Genomic DNA, 18,343 nt, shown 5'->3' with positions numbered 1-18,343 from the left:
ATCAACAGGTCGAACCGGGCGGCGGCAGCTTTCCGTCGATCAGGTACGACGTCGCATAGTCGTCGACGCACTTGTCGCCCTGGTACACCACCGTGTGCTGAGTGCCCTTGAACGTCAGTAGTCCGCCGCCGAGTTGCCGGGCCAGCTCGACGCCCGCCTGATACGGCGTCGCCGGATCGTTGGTGGTGGACACCACCAGCGTCGGCGGGAGGCCGTGGACAGACACCTGGTGCGGCGCACTGGTTGGCGGCACCGGCCAGAAGGCGCAGGCGTCCAACGGGGCATTCCCGGTGAACGACCCGTAGCTCAGGAAGGGCGCCACCTCCCGCAGCCGCCGGTCTTCGTCGACGACCTTCGCACGGTCGGCCATCGGCGGATGGTCTACGCAGTTGACCGCGACCAGCACGTCGTTCGAGTTGCCGTAGTGGCCAGCCGGGTCTCGGTCCAAGTAGTTGTCGGCGAGTTTCAAGAGGGTGTCGCCGTGGCCTGCCGACAGCTCGGAAAGGCCGTCCCGCAAGGACTTCCAGAACGTCGGCGAATACATCGCCATCTGGGTGCCGGTGATGGCGTCGCTGTAGCCGAGCACGCGCCCGGCGCCCGCGGGAACCGGCTTGGCGACCAAGGGGTCGACGAGGTCGTGATATGTCGCGACCGCCTTGGCCGGGTCGGCGCCCAGCGCGCAGTCCGGAGCCTTCGCGCAGTCGGCGGCGAAGTCGTTGAACGCCTTCTGAAAACCTGCGGTCTGGTCGATGGTGGACTGGATCGGATCCGCGTCGGGGTCGACGGCGCCGTCGAGGATCATCGCCCGGACGCGATCCGGATAGGCCTCCGCGTAGGCCGTTCCGATCGCGGTGCCATACGAGTAGCCGAGATACGTCAACTTGTCGTCGCCCAGCGCGTCACGCAGCGCGTCGAGATCCTTGGCCACGGTGGCGGTTCCGACGTTGGCTAGGAAGTCCTTGCCCATCTTGTCGACGCAGCGTTGGACGAACGCCTTCTCCGTGTCCTCGATGTGCGCCACGCCGGCGGGGCTGTAGTCGACCTGCGGATCGGCGCGTTCGGCGTCTTCGTCCGCGTCCGAGTTGCATCGCAGTGCGGGTGTCGACGAACCCACTCCCCGCGGGTCGAAGCCGACGAGGTCGAAATGCTGACGAATCGGCCCGGGCAGCGAGTCGACGAGGCCGACGGCGGCGTCGACGCCCGACTCCCCTGGTCCGCCAGGGTTGATGACCAACGATCCAATCTTGTCGCCGGTGGCCGGAAAGCGGACGAGCATGAGCTGCGCGTCGCCAGACCCGGGTTTCGCGTAGTCGATCGGCACCGCGAGGTTGCCGCACTGAGTGCCGGAGGGGAGCTTGTCCGCGCTGCCGCCCCCCTCGACCTCGCACTGCCCCCACTGAACCTTGTTATGCACCTGGTCTTGTTGCGCTCGCTCGTGCTGCGCCATCGGCTTGCCCACGATCGTGGTGCTGCAGGCGGCCAGCAACACCACGGCGCCCACAGTCGCGAACGCCGAGACCGCTCGGCCGAATCGAGCGCCGCGTCCACGTTCCATTGCATCCATGCTGCCACGGCTCACGGTCTGCAAACTTGGCGTCCGCTCGCTGAACACTCGCTGTCAATCACGCTGGGCAGGGGATGGATTGGATTGGATGCGATGCTGAGTGTGTGACCGAACTCGACGACCTCGTCGCCGAGTGGGAGCTACGCCCCGACGGCACGGCCATCCAGACTTCGCACGCGACGGTGCTCCCGGTGCGCGCCGACGGCATTGCGGCCGTACTGAAGATCAGCACCTCCGACGCCGAGTCCGAGCATGCGCACCTCGTGCTGCGGCGCTGGGGCGGTGACGGCGCCGTCCGGCTGCTGCGCGCCGACCCTCACCGTCGCGCCGTGCTTCTGGAACGGCTCCGACCCGAGACCCTAGAGACGCTCTGGGACATCGACGCCTGCGAGGTCGTCGCCGGGCTCTACCGACGCCTTCACGTGGCTGCGATGCCGCAATTACGTTCGCTCACTTCGTGTCTCGAGCAGTGGGCCGACGACTTCGCCACCCTCCCGCGCAGCGCCCCGATCCCGCACCGACTGGTGGAACAGGCCATCACGTTGTGCCGCGAGCTGGCCACCGAGCCAGCCGACCGCGTCCTGCACGGCAACCTCCACTACGGCAACGTGCTCACCGGCGACCGCGAACCGTGGCTGGTGATCGCCCCCACCCCGCTCAACGGCGACCCGCACTACGAGCTCGCGCCGATGTTGTGGAGCCGCTGGGACGAGCTCGCCGGCGACGTCCGCGGCGGCGTCCAGCGCCGCTTCTACACCTTGGTCGACGCCGCCGGGTTCGACGAGGACCGCGCCCGCGGGTGGACGATCGTCCGGGTGGCCCGCGAAGCGTCACGCGCGTTGAGCCGCGGCGGCGATCCCTCGACGCTGACGAGGTTCGTCACCTTGGCCAAGGCCGTCCAGGACTAAACACACCGAAGCTCAGCATTCCGGAACGTTGACCGCCAACCCGCCGAGCGACGTCTCCTTGTACTTGGTGTGCATGTCCAGTCCGGTCTGCCGCATGGTCTCGATGGCCTGATCCAGCGACACGCGGTGCATGCCGTCGCCGTGCAGCGCCATCTTGGCGGCGTTGACGGCCTTCACCGCGGCGATGGCGTTGCGCTCGATGCACGGGATCTGCACCAGCCCGCCGATCGGATCACACGTCAGTCCGAGGTTGTGCTCGATGCCGATCTCCGCGGCGTTCTCCACCTGACGCGGTGAGCCGCCGAGCAACTCGGCCACCCCGGCCGCGGCCATCGAGCACGCCGACCCGACTTCGCCCTGACACCCCATCTCAGCCCCCGAGATCGACGCCCGCTCCTTGTACAGCACGGCGATCGCGGCCGCCGTCAGCAGATAGCGCACCACCGCGTCGTCGCGTCGCTCCGGATCATCCAGCCCAGGTAGGTAGCGCAACGCCCAAAACATCACGGCCGGAACGATTCCCGCCGCTCCATTGGTGGGCGCAGTCACCACGCGTCCCCCACCGGCGTTCTCCTCGTTGACCGCCATCGCCGCGACGTTCAACCAGTCCATCGAATCGGCGTGCGCATCGCCACCCTCGTGAAGCATCAACTGCCCATGCAGCCCCGGCGCCCGGCGGCGCACGTCGAGCCCACCCGGCAGGATCCCCTCGGCGTGAAAGCCCGCGTCGATGCAATCTGCCATCGCCGTCCAGATCCGCAGCAGCCCGGCGCGCACGTCGGACTCGGTTCGCAGCGCACACTCGTTGCGCCACACGATCTCCCACATCGAGACGTCGTGCTGCTCGCACAACGACAGCAGTTCGTCGCCGGTGGCGAACGGTAGCGGCACGTCCGCGGGTGCCGCGGGCGGCTGGCCATCGCGTTCGATGAATCCGCCGCCGATCGAGTAGTACATCGCCTCGTGCGATCCGCCATCGGCGAAGTCGACGGCGAACCGCACCGCGTTCGTGTGCCGGTTCTTGATCTCGGCGGGATGCATGCCGATGTCCGCGGTGGTGAACGAGACCGCGGTGACACCGTCCAGCATCAGCGATTCGCCGCCGTCGATCGCCGCGACCTGCTTGCGCCCGGCTTCTGGATCGACGTGCTCGGGCGACTCGCCTCCCAAACCGAGCAGCACCGCGCCGGGCGTGCCGTGCCCCACTCCGGTGGCGGCCAGCGATCCATACAGGTCGACGCGGACGCCGACGACCGACGACACCCGCTCGCCGAGTTCCTGGACGAAGCTCTTCGCGGCGCGCATCGGCCCCACGGTGTGAGAACTGGACGGACCGACACCGATCGAGAAGAGGTCGAAGACACTGACTGCCATCAGAATCCCGACGCTACTCGGCTGGTCCGAGGTCGGCGACTCCCTTTACGGGAACGGGACCGCGACCGTCGTCACCGGGAGTTGCGGGACGACCGGAGCCTGGGACGCCGGCGCCTGCTCCACCACGGGAGGCGGCGGTGTGTAGGCCGGCACCGGTGCAGGCGGAGGTGTGTACGCCGGAACGGCCGGGGCCGTGTAAACGGGCTCCGGCGCTGGCGCCGTGAACTCCGGCGCCTTCGGCGCCACCGAAATCGACGGCGGCGGCGAGTACTGGATGCTGGGCGGCGCCGAGGACGGTGGGCTCGACGGCGGGCTCGAGGGCGGTGACGAAGGCGGGCTCGACGGCGGACTCGAGGGTGGGCTCGACGGCGGTGACGAGGGTGGGGACGACGGGGGCGACGACGGCGGGCTGGAAGGTGGCGACGACGGCGGGCTCGACGGCGGCGGGAACTGATTGCTCGGCGGGAAGATCACGATCGGCGGGAACGGGATCGGGATGAACGGCGGCAGCTGTGGGATGCCCGGCGCCGGAGGAAGCTCGGCCGGCGGAGGAGGCGGCGCCTCGATGACGGGCGGCTGCTCGACCGGCGGGGCCACAGGCACGTTGTTGTTGATGGCCGGGATGTTGTTGATCCGCGGGCTCTGCTGCGGCGCAGGCGGGGCCGACGGCGGCGGTGTCAGCACCGCGACCGGCAGCGCCACCGGGTCGGGCTCGTGCGGAACCGGCGGCAGGTAACGCCCTGGGACCGTGTCGGATTTCACGGCCTGCGTTGGCATTTCGCTGACGACGGCCGTCGGCCGCACGTTGATCGCGAGGGTCACGGCCATCGTCGCGACGCTGACGACGGCGAACGCGATCGCGCTGCCCACCAACAGCATTCGCGGCGCCGCAGGCGCAGGCAGCGCCGGGACGTACTCCGTCTGATCGTCGTCGTACTCGGGAACCAGCTCGCCGAGCTCATCCATCGGCATCTCGTCCGGGCCGTAGTCGCCGAGCTCCATGGGCGTCGGGTCGGGCTCGGCCATCGAGTACGCCAGCAGCGGTCCCACCGCGCCGCCCATCGCCGTCGCCTCACCGGCGGACGGGGCCGCAGGGGCCATTTGCGTGGCCGCGCCGGCAGCCACTTCGGCGGGCGCCAGCTGCCCCGCCGGGACGTCCGGTTCAATGGGGAAGGCCCCGCCACCAACGGTCTTCGCCGCTCCCCGCGCGAGCGCGAAGCCCGCATCGGTGGGCAGCGTCACCTCCACCGACGAGAGTTCGCGGATCTCAGTGGCAACCGAAGCCAGGTCCTCGCGATGCCCGACGAGCATCACCCGCACGGGTTCGAACGCCTGCCCTTGCAACCGTTCCAACACCGTCACGCACGCGATGGCCGCGCCTCCGGCGCCGATCGGCAGGGACGCGAGCACCGACGTCGCGATGCTGTCGTTTCCGACGGTCGTCAGCGTCGCGGTGTCGTCGTCGACCAGCAGCGCAGCGTCGGCGCCGGTGCTCCGAACCAGTTCCGTGGCGGCCTCGGCCTCCGACACCATCTCGACGTCCAACACCCCGGCGCTAAGCAACATCTGCCGCAGCATGTCGGCCTGCGCCGCATCGTCCAGGCACAGCCGCGTCGCGGCCAGCCGGTTGCCTGATTCGTTCACCGCGCGGGAGGTGCCGACGATGGTGTCGGCCAGGTCGGTCATCGCGTCACCGGGCAGGTCGAGTGCGTACTGGTCGAACACCTGGCCACCGTTGGCGGGAGACCCGACCATGGCCAACCGCGCCATGGGTCCCGTCACCGCCACCCCGAGGACTACGTCCACCGGCCTACTCCTTGCCTCCGCGTGTCCTACGCATGCCCGATGGGCTCTTACCCACCGCACTGCGACCGCCACCCCGACGCGCCGAGCCTTGCGATTCGACCTCGTCAACGCTACCGCAGCCGCTTGGTAAATCCTTGGGGACCAGCACCCGAGCAGCGCATACCGCACATCCTCGACCTTGTGCGACGGGCCGAAAATGGGAACAGTTAGTCCAGCAACATGTCATCGTCACAAGCGGAGAGGACGTTACGTGAGCGACCATCGCTACGACGCGGCCGGCGCGACGGCCCAGGTCGCCACCACCACGCCCCCGGCCGTCCCGTCGCGGGTCGGCTACGTCCCCACCCGTACCAATCGGGTGCGCGACGGGCTGGCGGTGGCGCTGCTCGTCGCCGCCCTGCTGCTGCCGTGGAGCCTCGAGTTCGGCGTCGGCATCCCCGGCAGCAGCGTCTGGGCGTTCCTGGCCGTCCTTGCGGTGACGCTGCTCGCCATCGGCGCCGCACTCGCCCCGCACGTCGGGCCGTTCCGACTCGGCGCGCCCCAGGCCGACGTCGGCCGCACCAGCCGCGTTCGGTTCGCGCTGAGCGCGCCGTATCTCGTCTGCGTGCTCGTCTTCGTCGGGTTCCACGTCGTGCAGACCGTCCGCTACGGCGGAACCGGTGCCGTGCCGCCCGGCGTCGGGCCGGGGATGTGGCTCGGTCTCGCGGGCGCGCTGCTCGCGGCGCAGCCTCCGATCACCAGTACCACCATCGAGGACAACGACTTTCGCGGCTGGTTCGCCTCGGCCCGGGTGCTCGGCGTGGTCTCGATCGCGCTCGCGGCGCTGTTCGTGGTCTTCAACCTGTACTGGCGGCTGCGCTACCTCTTCGTCACCAACGTCGACGTCGGCGGCCGCGACGTCGCCGTCGTCATCACCACGCTGCTGTACGGCGCGGTGGCGATGATCGCGTTGGTCATCGGCTCCCTTTGGCTGGTGCAGAAGACCGCCGCCGCTCGGCTCGCGACGACGGCGCTTGGCGTCTCCGCCGGGATCGCCGGCGTGCTGGTGTGGGTGGCCGGCGTCGGCAACGACGTCGACGCCTTCCACGGCATCGCGGAGAACACATCGACCGCCGCCGTCGGGTTCGAGGGTTACCTATTCTGGGCGGCCGCCGCCGCGATCGTGGCTCCGACCACGCTTTACGCCGTCTTCCTCATCAAACCGCCGACCCTGGCCGTCTATCGCGGGGCCGCGCTGAAGTGCCTGACGCTCATCGCCTTCTGGTCGTTCGCCGCGGCCGGGCTGCGCGTCACCGACTACGCGATCGCGCTGTCGCTCGACCTGCCGCGCGCCATCTACGACAGCTTCGCGCTGACCGGGTTCAACGTCGTCACAGGTGCCATCGCCGTGTGGCTGCGCCGTCACCTGGCCAAGGGCGGGCTGACGTCGACCGTCATCGCCGCGTTCACCGCGGTGCTCGCCGTCTTCACCGCCGCCCAGCTGGTCATCGGCGTCGCGCTCGCTCCGCGCTACGCCGACCCGGCGCCGCGGCGCCTCGACGCCGTCTACGGCAACGACCTGGCCCAGCAGCTCACCAGTACGTTCGACGTGGCGATCTGCGCGTTGAGCCTGGCCATCCTCGTCGCCGCGCTCGTCACGGGGCCGTTGGCCGGCTTGTTGGTCCGGCGCCGCGAAACCCGCGCCGCGGCCCCGGCGCTCGCCGTTGCCGCTCCCGTCGAGCCGGCGCCGCCGACCGCCGCCGCGCCCGCTGCGGCAACCCAGCGCGTGGCGATGCCGAAGATCGTTCGGATCAAAGAGGATTCGACGCGGCGCATCGCCACCCCAGCGACGTCGGCACCCACCGCGCAGGTCCCCGTGCCTACGACGGAGGTGCCGGTCGCCACGACCGCCCTGCGGATCCAGCGGCGCCCCGAGCCGCCACCACCGTCCGCCGACGCCACGCGGCACATACCGGTGGCCCCGGACGGGCCGACCGTTCCGGCCAAGCGCCCATTCGCCGACGGGAAGGTTCCCGAACCGCCTGCGTCGGAACCGATTCCGAAGGTCGACGACTAGTTCGCCATTTCGGCCCGGAGCTGCCGCGGCGTCTTGCCGAACCAACGGCGGCACGACCGGTTCAGCGCACTCTGCTCGGCATAGCCCAGCAGGCTGGCGATCTGGCTGAGTTGCATGTCGGGTTCGGCGAGGTAGCGGACCGCGAGCCTGCGGCGTTCCCGGTCGATGACCTCGCCGAAGCGCATGCCCTCGGCAGCCAGTCGGCGCTGCAGGGTCCGGGTGTGCATCGACAGCTCACTCGCGATGGCGTCGGCACTGCACTGCCCGGTGGGCAGCAGCCGGTGCACGAGCTCCTCCACCCGTTCGGACAGCCGCGCCGTCGGCGGAAGGTAGTTCGACTCAAGGTATTTCGCCGCGATGCGCCTGGTCTCGGGGTCCGCCCCTCCGATGGTTCTGTCGGCCAGCTCTTGCGACAGCTGGAAACCGCACCGCGTATGCCCGAAACGCACCGGGCACCCCAACGCGTCGCGGTACGCCGCGTCCGAACCCTGTTGGTCGTGCGGGAAGGCGACCACGGTCGGGTGCGCGTCCGGTCCGCACAACAGCCGAATGATCCGCGCTGCGATGGCCATGCCGAGCTCATAGCCCTGAACGATGACGTGCGTCGGCAAGTTCACCTCGTAGACGAACGTCAGGGCGCGCTCCGCCGCCAGTGGTACGGACGTCAACTTCAGCCCCGTCGAATGCGCGTAGAGGTAGCGCGAGATCGCCTCCCATCCCTCGCGCACGGTGTGCGCATTGCGCGCGATCACGGCGATCGGCCCGAGGATGTCCAGCCCCTGCCACTGCCCCAGGCGCAGTCCGAAGTCCGGGCAATCCAGGTCAGCGGCGCAGGCCTCCAGCAGGTCGTTGTACGCGCCGAGGGGGATGAACGCGTCGTCCTGCTGTTCGACGCCGCGCGGGATGTCGAAACGGGACAGGAACGACTCCGGGTCGCCGCCGAGTTCGTCGACGAGTTCGCGGAATCCCCACAGCGAGCTGGAAGCGATCAGATTGCCCATTCGGTCGACACCCCCTTGTGTCGCGAACCGATAAAAGAATGTCGCTGATGGTCAATACTCTCGACCGGTTCGTGCCTCAATGTGGACGTATCACCAGATCGCTGTCATCACCCGAGTAGGCAACGGTGTCGACTCAACCCGGCCTCAAGTGATTGACGCGCAAGCAAATTCGCAGGGAGCAATGATCACGGAGCAAGGCGGCCCGCCGCGGCCGCGCGGGCACGGTTGTGCCGCAAAGCAAGCGGCTGCCGTCGAGTTACTGGCCGCCGCCAGGCAACGATTCGAGGCCGAGGACACCGCGGACTCGCGGCGCGACCTGCAAACGGCGGTTGACGCCGCCCGCGACGTCGGCGTCGGGTGGACCAGGATCGGGGACACGCTGGGCATTGCCAGCGGAAACGCATATCAGCGCTACCGGAAGCGTTCGTCGCCATCCGTCGATGGCACTGAGGACGACTCCCCGCCACCCGATTTTCCGGACGACGAGGCCTGCGGCTGAGCTACCGCGGATACGTCGCGGCGGCGAGGTCGAGGATCTCCTGACGGTCCGCGGCGAGCAGGAACCCCGCGCCGATCGCCGCGTCCAGTGACGTGGTGAAACGGGCCAGGTACTCGTCCGCGCCGTCCGGGTAGAGCCGCGCGAGGGTGTCGGCGTCGAACGCCTCACCAGAGCCGAAGATCTGCGCCATCACGTGCTCCGTACTGCCGACGCCCGACGTCCGCGCGATCGGCACGTCGACCCATGGCGTCCGCACGCCGCCGGTCGCCAGTCCGTTGGCATCGAGCACCAGTTGCGGCGGCTCGGCGTCGGTCAACTCCAGCGGCGGGGCCGTCGGCGGGGTCTCACCCGTGCGCGTCCATCCGACGAGGTGCGCGAGCGCCGACTGCAGCACGTAGTGGTGCTGCGGGGCGAAGTTGATGCAGTACGACAACTCCTGGCCCATCAAGGTGGTGGTCGGTTCGTATGCGGCGACGAGGTCGGCCAGCGGCGCCGAACCGGAGTCGATGAAGCCGACCTTGATGGTGTAGTTGTCGGCGTGCGCGGTTCCCGCGAGCTCCCACGTGCACTGCCGATCCGAGTCGGGCTGCCTGGCCAGGTGATAGCCCGCCAGCACTGCGCCGAGGAGGTCGGTCTCGGTGATCACCGTCAGCACGGGCACGCGCAACTCCCGGGTCAACGGCGCGGCCTCCGGCTCGCCCGACGGGTCGAAGATGGACTCGCCGTCCAGCGGTGCGGCGAGACCGAATCGCGAATGGATCAGGAATCCGTCGAACACCTTTGCCCGCTGATCGACGGCGTTAACGTACGTTGTCAGATACAGCGCCGATTGTGATTCACCCACCGCCACAACGGTTTCCGGGGTCAAGCCGCCCAATAGCTCGTCCGCCCGGTCCCGGACGAGTAAGCCGATTTGAGAGTAGATGTCGTAGGCGTACGCGTCCCCGGGGTGGTGCAGATCCCCATAGCGGGTCGGGTTCTGAGCCTTCAACGACATGTCGAACCCGACGAGGTTGGCCCCACCTTCGACGCCGACCACTTGCGCCGACACCGCGACGTAGGCGTGGCCCGCGCGGATGATCTCGCGATGCGCCATGAACCACACTGCGGGAGCGTCGATTCCGCCGCTCACGTTGAGCCACTCGACGATCACGGTTCCGCTGAACCGGGCCGGGTCCGTCGGCGTCAGGACGACGATGCGCGTGGTGTAGTCCGCGCTGGACGCGTCGGCGTAGCTGGTAGCCGTGCCCGCGACGAAGAACTCCTGCGCGGCATAGCCCACGGTGGCGACGTCAAACGCACCGAGGAGCAGGTTCGGCGCGCCTGAAACCCGCTCGACGGCTGGAGCATTCACCCGATCAGCCACCCGCTCCGTTGATCACGGGTTCCGGGATCATGCCCATCTCGACACCCCACTTGGTGGCGATGGTGCGGTACTCACCGGTCTTCATCAGGTGCTCGAGCGCTGTCTTCATCGGCTCCGCCAGCCCCGACCCCTTGGCCACTGCCCATCCGTATGGAGCCATGTCGACGACTCGGCCGGCCGTATCCAATTCGCCCGCACTGAGTTTCACCGTGAAGCCCGTCACCGGCGAGTCAGCCGACATCGCCTCGACTTCACCGTTCCGTAGCGCCGTGGTCAGGTCGTCCTGGCGGGTGAACACCACGATGTCGATCGGCGACAGCCCGGCCGCCACGCACGCGTCGCTCTTGCCAGGGACTTCCGTCGTCGCCTGAATCGATGCGTACGTCACCCCAACCTTCAAGCCGCACGCCGCATCTGGGTCGACCGTCGTCCCACTGCGCCTGGCCCACTGCGTGCCCGCCTGGAAGTACGTCACGAAGTCGACCTGCTCCTCCCGCTCCTTCGTGTCGGTGAACGACGACATGCCCACGTTGAAGTCGCTGCCGCTGACCGAGCCGAGAATGCTCACGAACGCCGTCTCGCGGTAGTCGGGCGCCAGCCCGAGCGTGCGGGCCACGGCGTTCATCAGGTCGACGTCGAACCCGACGATCTCGCCCGACGAGTCCTTGAACTCATTGGGCGCATACGGCACGTTTACGCCGATGATCAGCCGGCCCGTCCCGCGGATGGCCTCGGGCACTGACGCCGCGAGCTCCGGCAGTGCGCCGGCGGGAGCCGAAGGCGGAGTAGAACTCTCGGCGATGCTCGCGGGCCGGGTGTCACCGGAGAGCGGCCCGCCCCACAGCAGCCACGCCCCGGCCGCGCACACCGCGACGACCGCCAGCGATCCGACCGTGATCAGCACCGCGCGTCGCGACACCTTGGGACGGTCGGTCGTCTTGACGCGACCGGCGGAGTGCCGCCCAGAAGACCTGCCGGCCTTGGGTATCGGCGCGTTGAGCGCGCGCCGGGCGGCGGCGGCCAACTCGGCGGCCGTCTGGTAGCGCTTGCCGGGCTTCTTCGCCATGCCCTTGGCGATCACCTCGTCGAACGCCGCCAGCTTCGGATCGGTGTCCGACGGCCGCGGCGGCGGCGACATCATATGCCCGGCGATCTGCTGCTCGAGGCTGTCCGCCTGGTAGGGCCGGTTGCCGGTGAGGCATTCGTGCAGCACGCACGTCAACGCGTAGATGTCGGCACGCCCGTCGATCGGCCCGCCTTCGAAACGCTCGGGGGCCATGTAGCCCAAGGTGCCCAGCGTGTTGCCGGCCGTCGTCATCCCCGACTCGCCCGCGGTGCGCGCCAACCCGAAGTCGATCAGGTAGGCGAACTCGCGCACCGTCAGCAGGATGTTCGACGGCTTGACGTCGCGGTGGATCAGCCCCTTCTCGTGCGCGGCGTCCAGAGCCGTCGCGACCTGCTCCACCACGGAAACCGCCAGCGTCGGCGAGAGCGGCCGTTCGCGGTCGGCCAGCAGCTCGCCGACCGTCTGGCCCTCGATGAGCCGCATGTCCAGATAGAGCCGGCCGTCGATCTCTCCGAAGCCGTGGATGGGGACGACGTGCGGGTCGTTGACACCCGCGGCGGCCTGGGATTCGCGCCGAAAGCGCTGCTTGAACGTCTCGTCCGCGGCGAGGTGATGGGGCAGGACCTTCAGCGCGACGATGCGGTCGGTCTTGGTGTCGTAGGCCTCGTAGACCTCGCCCATTCCACCTCGGCCCAGCAGCTTCTGCAGCTGGTACTTCCCGAAAGGTGTCCCATCCACCGGTGAACTCCTCGGCAGTGGCCAGTCGGTGTGTCGGTTGAAAGTACCTCACCGTTGCCAGGGATGACGAAACTCTTGACGAGCTGCGCAAATTTCCGCAAGTTCTCCACCGGCTCAAAGAAGCTCCCGCCATCGGCATCGCATTCGGCGAGTCGATCGGCAAGGGCCAGGGGAGGTGAGCGAGGCCGCGGCGTCGCGCGAAATTGAGTCGCGCGGCGCGAGATGGGGATGACTAACGGCCGACATCTGTGCGGGGCCGTAACTAGGATGGCGTCAGTAAATCGTCCGACGACTTTCTAGGTTTGGAGCACCAGGGAGTGACGAGCTTGCGCCCACATCGGTCTGACTTGTGCGGCGCTCACCGAAACTACGACCAAGACGGCCGCCCACCAGATCTGCACGGCGTTCTTCCTTCAGCCCATAGGACCCCGGCGCTAGTTCGCAAACAACGACTTGCCGGCCTGACAAGCCGGGATGAGCGATTCGTCTCTAGGACAAAATGCAGCGACCGCAACTTCGCTCGATGAAGGGATTGGTCGTTGGTCACATGACACTCGACACGCTCTGTGATCGAGAAGCACGTGTGACCCAGTTCGACGTGCCCCAGGGCGCGGCCCTCGGCGCGACTGCTGCCGCCGCTGCGTGGGGTGCGAGCGTGACGATAGTTACAGTGCTTGGCTCAGATTATCCGCGTGCAACGATCGAGGCACTCGCGGGCCATGGCGTCGAGGTTCTCGATGGACCCGTCCGGCGAGATTCGCTTCGATTCTGGATCCTCCGGGAGGCCGACGGCATCGGGATGCAATGTCCCCACATTGCGACGCCGATCGAGGAATCGACACCGTCTGTCTCGATGTATGGACATTTGTTAGAAAATGGCCCGTATGACTTTGTGCATCTGTGCCCAATGCCTCTTGCCGAGCAGATCGCGTGGGCGGAGAAGCTGCATGCGATAGTTCCTACCATCTCGGTTGATCCTCAGCCTTTTAGCTACGCCCCGGCGGAGTCGGATACCGAGAAAGATTTTGAAAGGCTTCTCCGTGCAGTCACAATCCTCTCTATAACCCCTAACCGATTTCCGCACCTAACAGGTCACCCGCTAGTGATCTTGGAAACGTTGCTCGGACTTGGCCCTACAGTGGTGACGCTGAAGATGGGCAGCAAAGGCTCGTTTGTGGGCACACACGGCGATGAGCACATATATGAAGTGCCCCCCTTGCCCGTCTCCGTCGTTGATGACACGGGGGCGGGCGACGCCTATGCTGGCAGCTTTGTCGCAAGCTTCGTAGCGGATCGAGGTTTGCAGAACTCGGCGATTCGGGCGACTGTTACCGCAGCAGTCATGATTGAGCGAATCGGAATGACACATGTACTTGACGAGAAGACCCGCTTAGCCGAGCTCGACCGCGACTATCGCACTGACGAGGTCCGACGCCATAGTCGTCAGGGTCGCGGACCTCGCTAGTACAACGTGAACATGCGCTAGTGCCTCTAAGCGACCCGAGTCGCCGGCACCCAGACCTTATAGACGGTGACACTCGCGATAGACGGTGGCACTCGCGCGACACGTCCGACGGGTTTCACTCGCGCGCGTCACGGTCGACACGTCGCCTCTTGCCGTCGACGACTGCGGTTACGCATCTACTTTGTCGGAGGCATCGGTCAAACTTGACCTATGGACAGCCCGAGAAGGGCACCTTTCCCAGAAGTGGTGCCGAGGCAACCGGACGATCTACGCAAGTGCGTCGATCTTCTCCGGTCGGTGCACCTGGCGAATAGTTATCCGATCTCATGGCCGTCGGACCCCGCTCGCTGGCTGGCGCCACCCAAGCAGATCGCAGCCTGGGTTGTTCACGACGCCATCCCTAATGTCCGAGGGCACGTCGCATTGCATGAGGTCGCGAGCCATGCTGCTCGCGATATCTGGACAACGGCCTCGGGTGTCCAGTGCGAACACCTGATGGTCCTGAGCCGACTGATTGTGTCGCCGAGTTACCGTCGATACGGTCTCGCGGAAGCTTTGGTTACCGCGGCGACGCACTACGCACATCGCCACGGTGCGCTGCCCGTCCTGGACGTCGCGCAAGACAACGTCGCAGCTATCCGCCTTTACGAAAAGCTGGGCTGGCGCCGGGTCGGAGAGCTCGAAATCGCAGCTAGCCGAATGATTTCAGTCTTCGCGTATCTTGGCCCGGTCGCCGACGACGCCGCGTCTTCGGAGGTCTTCGGCGTGCCGTCCCGGCCCCGTGGACTTTCCGCATACGCTAGAACGCTACGGCCGTCCTACCCTAGGGGGAAGCGTGAGCGGCTCGGACCACCACAGCAGTAGCCCAGTTGGGCAGCAGGGATCTAATTCACCTGCCGGCCTCTCGCCGCCGCCCGTTCCGGCGTACGACTTCTCCGTTGATCCCAAAATCGCGTTGCTCAAAGACTGTGAGCTCGTAAGCGTGCGCAACTCGCTGTCTCAACTCATTGGAAAGCGTATCGACGGCATCCACTACGCCGAAACGAGACGTGGCCAGCTCGCAGCAATCGGCGGAGCCTTGGCGCCCATTGGGCTCGCCTTCATCCCACTCGCTCTCGGCACCGCGATCACACCTCTGCGGGTGGGATACATCTTTCTCGGCGTAAGCCTGGCGTTGCTTGGAGTCGCGGTCTGGTACTTATACATGCGGCAAACGAATTACAGCTATCCCTGGCTTGGCCCCGCAACCAACTGGAAGTGGTTCTACCACGGCGCCCTGCCAGACAAGACTGCGTTCGGACCCGACCGGTGGGCCCGGCACTCAAAGTCGGGTCGGACTGCCGAGAAAAACGCCGCCGACGAGCAGTGGCAAATCTTTGCTACGCAGGTCACGGGCCTTTCGAATGACCGGATCGATGCCACCCAGGACCTGAAGCAGCTGTACCTGCTTCACTTGGACGAGCGTTACAAGAACTTGTTCCTCACCGAAATGCGCAATCTCATTTCGCGCGGGCTCATTGTCGCGGCACTCGTCGCAATGATCGCTGGCGGTGTTGCGATGCTAGTCGTCCACCCTCCTGCCAACAATTCCGAGGTCATCTCGAACGGGTTGGAAGCTCGAGCAATGTGGTCGTCCACGGGAGCCGCGCGAGGAGCGGGACTTTCGTCGCGCGACGTCGAGTACAGGCTCGAGATGACGGTAGTCAATCGTTCGGATCGAGACGTGAGCGTCTCTCGTTTAGTAGCGCGCGACGGCTCTGGCACGTCGCTGCCGGCTGAATTCGTGACTACCCCTGCGACGCGCATCGATATCCCGAAACAGCAGACGGTCACGCTGAGCGGCCACTTTTGGATCGCATCGTCCGACGCGGACGATCTTCGTGAGATTCGCACTGAGTGAGCGCCTATGAGAGCTACCGATACGCTCTCTCGCTGACCAGCCAGTTCTATTTTTGCGGCCTTCCGCTCCGCCTCGACACGTACAGCGATTGCCTCTTCTCCTGTAATTACTGCTTCGCGGCGGCGCGGGGTGGTCAGCGGTCACCGAAGGGTCTCAAAGTCGCGGATCCTGCGGCCATCGGTAGGGCCTTGCGGAGAGCGACGAGCGGCGATGAACCAGCGTCAGCGATCGGTGCTTTGCTCACGCGGCGACAACCGATCCACTTCGGAGGAATGTCCGACCCATTCCCTCCTCTCGAAGCCGAACTCGGCGTATCACGCAGTCTTCTGCGGGAACTCGCATCGACGCGCTATCCCACGATCATCAGCACAAAGGGCGTCCTCTTAGCCGAGGATCGATACCTCGAGCTACTCCGTGAAGGCGATTTCGTCGTCCAGGTGTCCTTCAGCGCCAGGGACGACCGACTAGCGGCGGAGCTGGATCGCGGCGCTCCTTCTCCGACTGAACGAATTCAAATGCTCAGAGATCTTTCGCGGGCAGGTATCTCCACCGCCGCTCGGCTGCAACCGCTTCTGCCTGGTCGTGAGGAGGAAGCTGCCGCATTCATCGCCGAGCTGGCAGACGCCGGGGTGCGACACGTCGGCGTCGAGTACCTGAAGCTCCCAGTGGAGCGATGGCGTGGGACGCAACGGATGAGCCAGGCTGTTGGTGTTGATCTTGGGCGTCTCTATTCCGCCGAGGGGGCGGAACGATCGGCACGCGAATGGCTCCTCCCCGCGACCCGTCGTCTCGAGTCCATAGTCTCGTTGAGAGCGGAGACACATGCCTGCGGAATGTCGTTCGGCGCAGCGGACACGGACCTACTACCTCTGGGTGACGGTGCCTGTTGTTGCAGTGGCGCCGAAGTCTTACTGAAGACTGCTCCGAACTTTCTTGAGTTCAATTACCTCGGAGCGGTTCGACGCGCATCAGCTAGCGGTCAAGTGTCCTTCAACTCGCTAAGTGATTGCTGGGTACCTGGGGGCTCCATCGCCGAAATGGTCAACTCTGAATCACGGCTACCGAGCCGGAACGGTCGAGGTGCGGAGCTTCGCGACTACATTCGAGCAAACTGGAATGGACGACCAAACGGCTGTTCTCCGCAGATGTTCTATGGCGTGGAGCCAACAGGCTCGCTCGATGATCAAGGCTTACGGATATATGCACTCACAGACGAGCTCCGCACCCTGATGGTTGATCGCCTAGGCAACCCAGTCCACTAGTCGACGACGAGCAAGGATGGGAATCGCCAATCCGTCCAGCACACCTCCCGGCGTCGTCAACGAATGCGTTCGGAGCAGCGCTGGCTGGTGAACATCGCGATGGGCAGCCGGGTGACCCGTGCCGCCTCCGAGACGCTCAGGTAGCCGGCGGGCGCTCTGCGGTGGGACCGCTCGTGAATCAGTACGGCCTGCGCATATTGCATGTTCATCGCTGGCCTCCTTCGTTTGGCGCCGCCCCAATGGCTGCGTTCATAGGTAGGAGGACCGAACCGCTCGGAATCCGACACTTTTCTGCGGGCACTTTCCCGGCCGAGCGGTGCTTAGCTGTTCACAGGCCCTTTCAGGCTTGGAGGTTTCGTGGCGCAGGCAAGGTGGCGGAGCTCGGCCGTCGCGGCACTCGTCCTGGTGGTGAGCGGTCTCGTCGCGTGTGCGCCCACCCAGGTCGTCACTGGTGAGGCCAGGATGGTCGACGAGGCGGTGAACGCCGGGCCTGGCGATTGCCTCATCTGGCCGGAGCAGCAGCCCGACATGGCGCGCATCGTCGACTGCTCGCAAGCGCACCGCTTCGAGATCGCCGAGGTCGTCGACGTCTCCGACCAGTACGGCCCCGACGCCGCGCCACCGACGACCGCCGAGATCCGCGAACTCAGCCAGCAGCGGTGCCAGCCCGCGGCGCGGAGTTACCTCGGCCCCAAGTACGACCCGAACGGCCGGTTCACCATCGCCATGCTGTGGCGCGGCGAACGGCACTGGCGCGATACCGGAACACGGCTGGTGCTGTGCGGACTGCAGCAGAGCGGCCCCAACGGCACTCAACCGACGTTCGTCGGGCGCGTCGCCGACCAGGACCAGTCGAAGACGTGGCCTGCGGGAACGTGCATCGGCATCGACCCCGCGAGCCACCTGCCGACCGACCTTCCCGTGGCCTGCGCCGCACCGCACGCGATGGAGGTGACCGGCACCGTCGGCGTCGGCGCACGGTTCCCCGGCGGCCTACCCGCCGAGGCGGATCAGGACGCCTTCGTCAAGGACGGCTGCGTGAAGGCCACCGACGCCTACCTCGCGCCGGTCACGCTGCGCGAGACGACGCTGACCGTCGTCTTCAGCACCATCCAGCAGGCGAGTTGGGACGCCGGCAGCCGGCAGGTCGCGTGCCTCATCGGAGCGGTGTCCGGCGCAGGCTGGGCGACGCTACTCAACAGTGCGAAGGGCCCGCTGCTGATCGACGGTCGGCCGCCAGCGCCCTAGTTTGATCAACCGTCGAAAGTACGGTTGATGTACACATCGCCCGAGTGGGGCCGCAATCAACCGTACTTTCGGCGAGCCTTCCGACCCGGG

15 protein-coding genes are annotated in these 18,343 nt (G+C 66.7%); 8 read left to right on the top strand and 7 right to left on the bottom strand.

Annotated features, from left to right (window positions below; translation table 11 throughout):
• Nucleotide 1 precedes the first annotated feature (1 nt).
• Nucleotides 2-1,555, bottom strand: a complete 1,554-nt coding sequence (locus SLQ33_RS09595) for an alpha/beta hydrolase (RefSeq protein ID WP_319453586.1) — start codon at nucleotides 1,553-1,555, stop codon at nucleotides 2-4.
• A gap of 113 nt (nucleotides 1,556-1,668) precedes the next feature.
• On the opposite strand from SLQ33_RS09595, the gene SLQ33_RS09590 reads away from it, so the two are divergent.
• Nucleotides 1,669-2,472, top strand: a complete 804-nt coding sequence (locus SLQ33_RS09590; RefSeq protein WP_319453585.1) for an aminoglycoside phosphotransferase family protein — start codon at nucleotides 1,669-1,671, stop codon at nucleotides 2,470-2,472.
• Between the two features lie 12 nt (nucleotides 2,473-2,484).
• Here SLQ33_RS09590 and SLQ33_RS09585 read toward each other — a convergent pair whose 3' ends face one another.
• On the bottom strand, nucleotides 2,485-3,846 hold the full coding sequence (locus SLQ33_RS09585) for an L-serine ammonia-lyase (protein WP_319453584.1): 1,362 nt from the start codon (nucleotides 3,844-3,846) through the stop codon (nucleotides 2,485-2,487).
• Between the two features lie 45 nt (nucleotides 3,847-3,891).
• Nucleotides 3,892-5,652, bottom strand: coding sequence for a hypothetical protein (locus SLQ33_RS09580; RefSeq protein WP_319453583.1), 1,761 nt, complete (start codon nucleotides 5,650-5,652; stop codon nucleotides 3,892-3,894).
• 250 nt (nucleotides 5,653-5,902) lie between these two features.
• Here SLQ33_RS09580 and SLQ33_RS09575 point away from each other — a divergent pair, with 250 nt between their 5' ends.
• A complete protein-coding gene (locus tag SLQ33_RS09575) occupies nucleotides 5,903-7,708 on the top strand; it encodes a hypothetical protein (protein WP_319453582.1) in 1,806 nt (601 codons plus the stop codon).
• Here the strand turns inward: SLQ33_RS09575 and SLQ33_RS09570 are convergent.
• The gene (locus SLQ33_RS09570; protein WP_319453581.1) at nucleotides 7,705-8,709 is read right to left on the bottom strand and encodes an AraC family transcriptional regulator; all 1,005 of its coding nucleotides are present in this window, start codon (nucleotides 8,707-8,709) and stop codon (nucleotides 7,705-7,707) included. The two genes, SLQ33_RS09575 and SLQ33_RS09570, sit on opposite strands and share 4 nt — an antisense overlap.
• 181 nt (nucleotides 8,710-8,890) lie before the next feature.
• On the opposite strand from SLQ33_RS09570, the gene SLQ33_RS09565 reads away from it, so the two are divergent.
• Nucleotides 8,891-9,208 carry a hypothetical protein gene (locus SLQ33_RS09565; RefSeq protein ID WP_319453580.1) on the top strand — a complete coding sequence of 106 codons (318 nt, stop codon included), beginning with the start codon at nucleotides 8,891-8,893 and terminating at the stop codon, nucleotides 9,206-9,208.
• A 1-nt stretch (nucleotide 9,209) separates the two neighbouring features.
• On the opposite strand, the gene SLQ33_RS09560 is transcribed toward SLQ33_RS09565, so the two are convergent.
• Nucleotides 9,210-10,574 (bottom strand): alpha/beta hydrolase domain-containing protein, encoded by a 1,365-nt coding sequence (locus SLQ33_RS09560; protein ID WP_319453579.1) that lies wholly within the window; start codon nucleotides 10,572-10,574, stop codon nucleotides 9,210-9,212.
• Complete coding sequence (locus tag SLQ33_RS09555; RefSeq protein WP_319453578.1) at nucleotides 10,567-12,378, bottom strand: bifunctional serine/threonine-protein kinase/transporter substrate-binding domain-containing protein; 1,812 nt, start codon at nucleotides 12,376-12,378, stop codon at nucleotides 10,567-10,569. Before SLQ33_RS09555 ends, SLQ33_RS09560 begins: the two co-directional genes overlap by 8 nt.
• A 523-nt stretch (nucleotides 12,379-12,901) precedes the next feature.
• On the opposite strand from SLQ33_RS09555, the gene SLQ33_RS09550 reads away from it, so the two are divergent.
• The 4 genes from SLQ33_RS09550 (at nucleotide 12,902) to SLQ33_RS09540 (ending at nucleotide 17,005) form a co-directional block, all read left to right on the top strand.
• Nucleotides 12,902-13,843, top strand: a complete 942-nt coding sequence (locus tag SLQ33_RS09550) for a carbohydrate kinase family protein (protein WP_319453577.1) — start codon at nucleotides 12,902-12,904, stop codon at nucleotides 13,841-13,843.
• 210 nt (nucleotides 13,844-14,053) lie between these two features.
• Nucleotides 14,054-14,707 carry a GNAT family N-acetyltransferase gene (locus SLQ33_RS33595; RefSeq protein ID WP_413467619.1) on the top strand — a complete coding sequence of 218 codons (654 nt, stop codon included), beginning with the start codon at nucleotides 14,054-14,056 and terminating at the stop codon, nucleotides 14,705-14,707.
• Nucleotides 14,679-15,743 (top strand): hypothetical protein, encoded by a 1,065-nt coding sequence (locus tag SLQ33_RS09545; protein WP_319453576.1) that lies wholly within the window; start codon nucleotides 14,679-14,681, stop codon nucleotides 15,741-15,743. Before SLQ33_RS33595 ends, SLQ33_RS09545 begins: the two co-directional genes overlap by 29 nt.
• The gene (locus SLQ33_RS09540; RefSeq protein ID WP_413467618.1) at nucleotides 15,740-17,005 is read left to right on the top strand and encodes a radical SAM protein; all 1,266 of its coding nucleotides are present in this window, start codon (nucleotides 15,740-15,742) and stop codon (nucleotides 17,003-17,005) included. The genes SLQ33_RS09545 and SLQ33_RS09540 overlap by 4 nt, the downstream gene beginning before the upstream one ends.
• Before the next feature lie 56 nt (nucleotides 17,006-17,061).
• Here SLQ33_RS09540 and SLQ33_RS09535 read toward each other — a convergent pair whose 3' ends face one another.
• Complete coding sequence (locus SLQ33_RS09535; RefSeq protein ID WP_319453574.1) at nucleotides 17,062-17,214, bottom strand: hypothetical protein; 153 nt, start codon at nucleotides 17,212-17,214, stop codon at nucleotides 17,062-17,064.
• 148 nt (nucleotides 17,215-17,362) lie between these two features.
• Between SLQ33_RS09535 and SLQ33_RS09530 the strand changes: the two genes are divergently transcribed.
• Entirely contained in the window at nucleotides 17,363-18,253 is an 891-nt protein-coding gene (locus SLQ33_RS09530) for a septum formation family protein (protein WP_319453573.1), read from the top strand.
• Nucleotides 18,254-18,343: the final 90 nt, after the last annotated feature.

Source organism: Mycobacterium sp. RTGN6, assembly GCF_033804605.1.
Taxonomy (GTDB): Bacteria; Actinomycetota; Actinomycetes; order Mycobacteriales; family Mycobacteriaceae; genus Mycobacterium.
The sequence above is the reverse complement of the archived record's forward strand: the minus strand, read 5'-3'. Positions and strand labels throughout refer to the sequence as shown.